We start from the raw sequence: 5,258 nt of genomic DNA on the forward strand, positions 1-5,258 counted from the left end.
GGCGGCCAGCTGATACACCAGCGGCAGGGTGGGGGGCAGGGCCGAGCCGCCCAGCACGGCCACGCCGGGGTCGGCATCGTCCCAGGCCAGGAGCAGGACGGAAAAATCGGTCGGAATCATGCGCAGCGGGGAGGGACGAACGGGGACGGTGGGTGCCGGGCCGGGGTGGCGTGCCGTTCGGCGAAAACTTCCCCAATGCTACGGCGCGCGGGCCACATCTCGCCGAAAATTCCTTTCCGGCGGTAGTTTAAAAAAGTAACTTGCGAACTTAATCAGCCGCCAACCCGCCCCATTCGGCCGGCTTTTGCCTGATTGGCGGCCCGGGTTGTGCTTTGCCCAGAAACGACTTATGAACTTCCTTCAGGAAAATAACTACATGGTGAACGACCTGGCGGCCAAGAGCCACCAGGAGCATCTGCCCGGCGAAATTGTCCGCGTCGACGAGCTCGACGGCCACCGGTTTCTCTTCAACTGCCGCAACGGCGTGCGCCTGCTGCTGCACGTGCTGAGCGACAAAATCCTGCGCTTCCGCTACCTCACCGACGGGCCGCTCTCACCCGATTTCTCCTACGCCGTGCCGGCCGATGCCACCACGCGCCTGGCCCCGGCCGTGGTCGAGTTCCGCGAGAAGCCCGACCACTACCGCCTCACCACGGCCCGGCTTATCTGCATTATTCAGAAGGAGAACCTGAAGGCCCGCGTGCTCGACCGCTCGGGCACGGTGCTGAGCGAAGACGAGAAGGGCTTTCACTGGGAGTACGACTACGACACCGGCAACGACATCGTGAAGATGAGCAAGCAAGTGCCGCCCGGCGTGCACTACTATGGCCTCGGCGACAAGCCCGACAACATGAACCTGCGCGGCAAGCGCTTCACCAACTGGGGCTCCGACACCTACGGCTACCAGAAAGGCTCCGACCCGCTCTACAAGAACATCCCGTTCTACCACGTGCTGCACCAGAAAATCGCGCACGGCATTTTCTTCGATAACACCTTCAAGGCCAGCTTCGACTTTGCCGCGGAGCGGGCCGACGTGACCAGCTTCTGGGCCCAGGGCGGCGAGCTGAACTACTACTTCATCTACGGCCCTACGCTGCTCGAAGTGGCCCAGGAATACACCCTGCTCACCTGCCCGCCCGAGCTGCCGCCCCTCTGGACGCTGGGCTACCACCAGTGCAAGTGGAGCTACTTCCCCGAAAGCAACGTGCGGGAAATTGCCCGCGGCCTGCGCGACCGCCAGATTCCCTGCGACGCCCTCTACCTCGACATCGACTACATGGAGGGCTACCGCTGCTTCACGTGGAGCAAGCAGCACTTCCCCGAGCCCAAGCGCATGGTGCAGGAGCTGGCCCAGGACGGCTTCAAAACCGTCGTCATCATCGACCCCGGCATCAAGATTGACCCCGAGTATTCGGTGTACCAGGAGGGTGTGGCCAACGACTACTTCTGCCGCCGCGCCGATGGCCCGCTGATGAAGGGCTCGGTGTGGCCCGGCCTCTGCAACTTCCCCGACTATACCAACCCGGCCGTGCGCGAGTGGTGGGCCGGCTTGTTCAAGGAGCTGATTCAGGACATCGGCGTGAAGGGCGTGTGGAACGACATGAACGAGCCGGCCGTGTTCGAGAAGGGCACCTTCCCGCCCGACGTGCGCTTCCACTACGACGGGCACTGGGCCTCGCACCAGAAGGCCCACAACATCTACGGCATGCAGATGGCCCGCGCCACCAACGACGGCGTGAAGCGCTTCAGCTACCCCAACCGGCCCTTTACCATCACGCGCAGCACCTACAGCGGCGGGCAGCGCTACTCCTCGGGCTGGACCGGCGACAACATCGCCAGCTGGGAGCACCTCTGGCTGGCCAACATCCAGTGCCAGCGCCTGAGCATCTCGGGCTTCAGCTTCATCGGCTCCGACATCGGCGGCTTCATCGACACGCCCACCGGCGAGCTCTACGCCCGCTGGATTGCTCTCGGGGCCTTCCACCCCTTCTTCCGCACCCACTCCTCCGGCGACCACGGCGACCAGGAGCCCTGGAGCTTCGGCGACGACACCACCGACCTCGCCCGCCGCTTCATCGAGCTGCGCTACCGCCTGCTGCCCTACGTGTACACCGCCTTCTGGCAGTACGCCACCCACGGCACGCCCATGCTGCGCCCGCTCACCTTCCTCGACCAGAACGACACCGAAACCTACCTGCGAATGGCCGAGTTCGGCCTCGGCGACAACCTGCTGGTGTGCCCCATTACCCAGCCCGGTGCCGACGGCCGCTGGATGTACCTGCCCCGCGGCGACTGGTTCTACTACTGGACCGACGCCCTGCAAACCGGCGGCGCCGAAGTGTGGGCCGCCGCCGACCTCACCCGCATTCCGCTCTTCATCAGGGCCGGGGCCGTGGTGCCCATGCAGCCCGTGATGCAGTACGTAGGCGAAAAAGCCGTGGAAGAGCTGACCCTGCACGTGTACCACAAAAACGGTACCCTCGAAAGCGTGCTCTACGACGACGGCGGCGAGGGCTACGCCTACACCGAAGGCCAGAAATCCCTGCGCCGCTTCACCGTCAGCGGCTCCGCCGAGGGCCTCATACTCACCCAAACCAGCGAAGGCGACTACGCCCCCAGCTACGCCACCTACCGCGTGGTGCTGCACGGCCTGCCCGGCACGCTCGCAGCCACCACCGATGGCCAGCCTGCCGCCGTAACCGAAGAAACGCTGGAAACCGGGCTGGTGCTGCCGGCCGTGGTGGTGCCGGTTGGCTTCGGCGAGGTGCGGGTGAGCCTAGTTCAAGGCGAATTTGCACTTACCGCTTAAGTTTTCGAAGCAGCTTTCAGACACTGTGGTGAATACAATTATTGCCTTAGCCTTCTTGTGGAGTGCTGCTACTTCTGTACCCACTAAAGTACCTGCATTAACGCTTGTGGTGTCTTACGGTGCCGTTGGATGCACGTGTGCCCAATGGGTTATTAGGACGAAGTCGCCCGTTAGGTATCCGGAACACATCTATCTGGAAAAAGCCAAGGCGTCACTTCCAGAGGTTGATAAGCTGTGGAACGGAAATAACATACCCCTCCAGATTCGGGTGACAGGATATTTCAGGCCGGGAAAAGGTGTGCCGGCGAGATTCACAACCGCGAGATATCTGACAAGAGGTCGCCCTGACCCGGCAAGCATATTTTGCTACACCTCCTTCACCATAGTAAAGAATGGTCATTGAGTTTCCAATTTGCGCGCGTCGCAGATGCGTTTCGACCAATGTCCAGCCCGCCGTAGCAGGAGCTGCGCTGGAAACCGGTCTGGTGCTGCCGGCCGTGGTGGTACCCTCTGGGTTTGGTGAGGTGCGGGCGAGCGTGGGGCCGGTGGCGAGTATGACTTAAGTTTCCGGAATACCTTTTAACCTCATGATGAAACGCAATTTTGCGATAAAGCGTGCTGATGCAGATTTGGACAAGGTTATTCTTGAATCCAATCTTCACCCACTAATGAGCAATGCCAAGTGGGTTAAACTTATCGCAACGCTAGTGAAAAATTGGTTTTTGGTCCACGAGTGTAAGGTCAAACTTATTTGGGAGGATGAAAGCGTCGAGAGGCTCCTTGCTATCGACGAGCACACGAGTTATCAGTTTAACTATTATGCCAGCGCGATGGAGGCTATGATTATCGGTAGGCCTCGGTTAGGCTGGGCAGCATACAAAGAAATTGAGTGGTTAGATTTTCCTCGATTCGCTAGCAGTAATTCATTGCCCCAAGACCTGTTATCTATTCAACAAAAAATCGATTCAATCGGCAAGTTTCAAATGGAGTTATCGCCAGACAATCTCCGTCTCTATGCCTATCAACGGCCTTAGAATGTATTAGAATAAACTGTTCAAAACTCAAAAAAGGGCGCCCCAGCGGGCGCCCTTTTTTCCTGCCAATCGGCCAGCCGCTACGGCCGGGGCGGCGTAGCGTCGGTGGGCGCGTCGCTCACCACATAGTCCGCATACTTGCGGGCGTTGGTGGTAGCAGGCCTTACCGATGCCGCAGACACGCGCCATCACTAATATTAAAATCATCACAGGGCTCCCCACCCAACTCCCCGCAGAAACTGAAATATTCACCACAGTTCCGGCCGCGGCGCTCGGCACCTTTGTGCGGCCCAGCCACTTGGGCAACCGAACCGGAAACTACATGAATCAGAACACCATCGCGCTGCCGGCCAAAGTGCCGCAGGGCGTCAACGGCACCATGCGTGGCGCGCACGTGGGGCTGCGCACCCCGGATTTTGCCGGCACCCTGCACTGGTACGCCGACAAGCTCGGCTTCCGCCTCCTCCACACCTGGACGGTGGGCGAATTGCAGCTCGCCTTCCTCGCCCCGGCCAACGACGACAGCTTCTGGCTGGAAGTGCTGTGCGAAGGCCCGCCCGGCCCGGCGCCCACTCCCACGCCGCCGGTGCGCCTGGGCTACCACCACTTTTGCTTAAATGTGGCCGACGTAGACGCCACGCTGGCCGCCCTGCGCAAGCGCGGCGTAGCCGTCGTGCTCGAGCCGTTCGACGTGCCGGCCATCGGCAAGCGCTGCGGCTTCATTGCCGACCTGCATGGCAACGTCATCGAGTTAGCCGCTGACCTGCGCTAAACCACCACAGGGCACCTCGTGAGATGCCTTGCCTGTTTGCGGGCCAGTGGTGCAAGTGATGATTCAGTCGGCCGGAAGCCAGCGGGCGGTCCGAGCATTCTAACCGGTACTTGTTGCGGTGCTCACTAGCAAAAAACGCCTTCACGAGCTACGGGGAACGGCGCAGTTGATAAAGTGTTTGAAATTACTTTGAAATACAAAGTGATTGTGATTTCTTTGTCATCAACTCGCGCCCAAGGTCCAATGCCAGATTGGTTATGGCCTCGGGCCACTGGATTCCCAAGTTCAGTTTCCCTCATTCCTCAGCTTTAGTATCATGACGCTGCACCTCAAATCCGTTTCCCGCCTGGCCCTCGTCACGGCCGCCCTGCTGCTGGTTCCCTTCGTGGCCATGCAGTTCACTAAGGAAGTCAACTGGACGCTTGCCGACTTCGTGTTTGCCGGTGGGCTGGTATTCGGCACCGGGCTGGTGTACCAGCTCATTGCCGGCCAGGCCAACGGCCCCGCGTACCGGTTCGGCATCGGGCTGGCGCTGGCGGCGGGCTTGCTGCTCATCTGGCTGAACGGGGCCGTGGGATTACTCGGCAGCGAGCACCACCCGGCCAACCTGCTCTACGCCGGGGTGCTGGGCCTGGCGGCGCTG

4 protein-coding genes are annotated in these 5,258 nt (G+C 60.8%); all 4 read left to right on the forward strand.

The window, feature by feature from the left end; translation table 11 throughout:
• Positions 1-349 precede the first annotated feature (349 nt).
• A complete protein-coding gene (locus tag ACYVDE_RS13900; protein ID WP_460502144.1) occupies positions 350-2,809 on the forward strand; it encodes a glycoside hydrolase family 31 protein in 2,460 nt (819 codons plus the stop codon).
• A gap of 587 nt (positions 2,810-3,396) precedes the next feature.
• Positions 3,397-3,843 (forward strand): hypothetical protein, encoded by a 447-nt coding sequence (locus ACYVDE_RS13905; RefSeq protein WP_460502145.1) that lies wholly within the window; start codon positions 3,397-3,399, stop codon positions 3,841-3,843.
• A gap of 322 nt (positions 3,844-4,165) precedes the next feature.
• Complete coding sequence (locus ACYVDE_RS13910; protein ID WP_460502146.1) at positions 4,166-4,615, forward strand: VOC family protein; 450 nt, start codon at positions 4,166-4,168, stop codon at positions 4,613-4,615.
• A 316-nt stretch (positions 4,616-4,931) separates the two neighbouring features.
• Positions 4,932-5,258: hypothetical protein (locus tag ACYVDE_RS13915; protein WP_460502147.1), on the forward strand; the 327-nt coding region annotated here is incomplete at its 3' end.

Source organism: Hymenobacter agri (genome assembly GCF_054778495.1).

Excerpts from the sequence above, each read along its gene's own strand:
- ACYVDE_RS13900 (WP_460502144.1), top strand. The coding sequence starts at position 350 with ATGAACTTCCTTCAGGAAAATAACTACATGGTGAACGACCTGGCGGCC.
- ACYVDE_RS13905 (WP_460502145.1), top strand. The coding sequence starts at position 3,397 with ATGATGAAACGCAATTTTGCGATAAAGCGTGCTGATGCAGATTTGGAC.
- ACYVDE_RS13910 (WP_460502146.1), top strand. The coding sequence starts at position 4,166 with ATGAATCAGAACACCATCGCGCTGCCGGCCAAAGTGCCGCAGGGCGTC.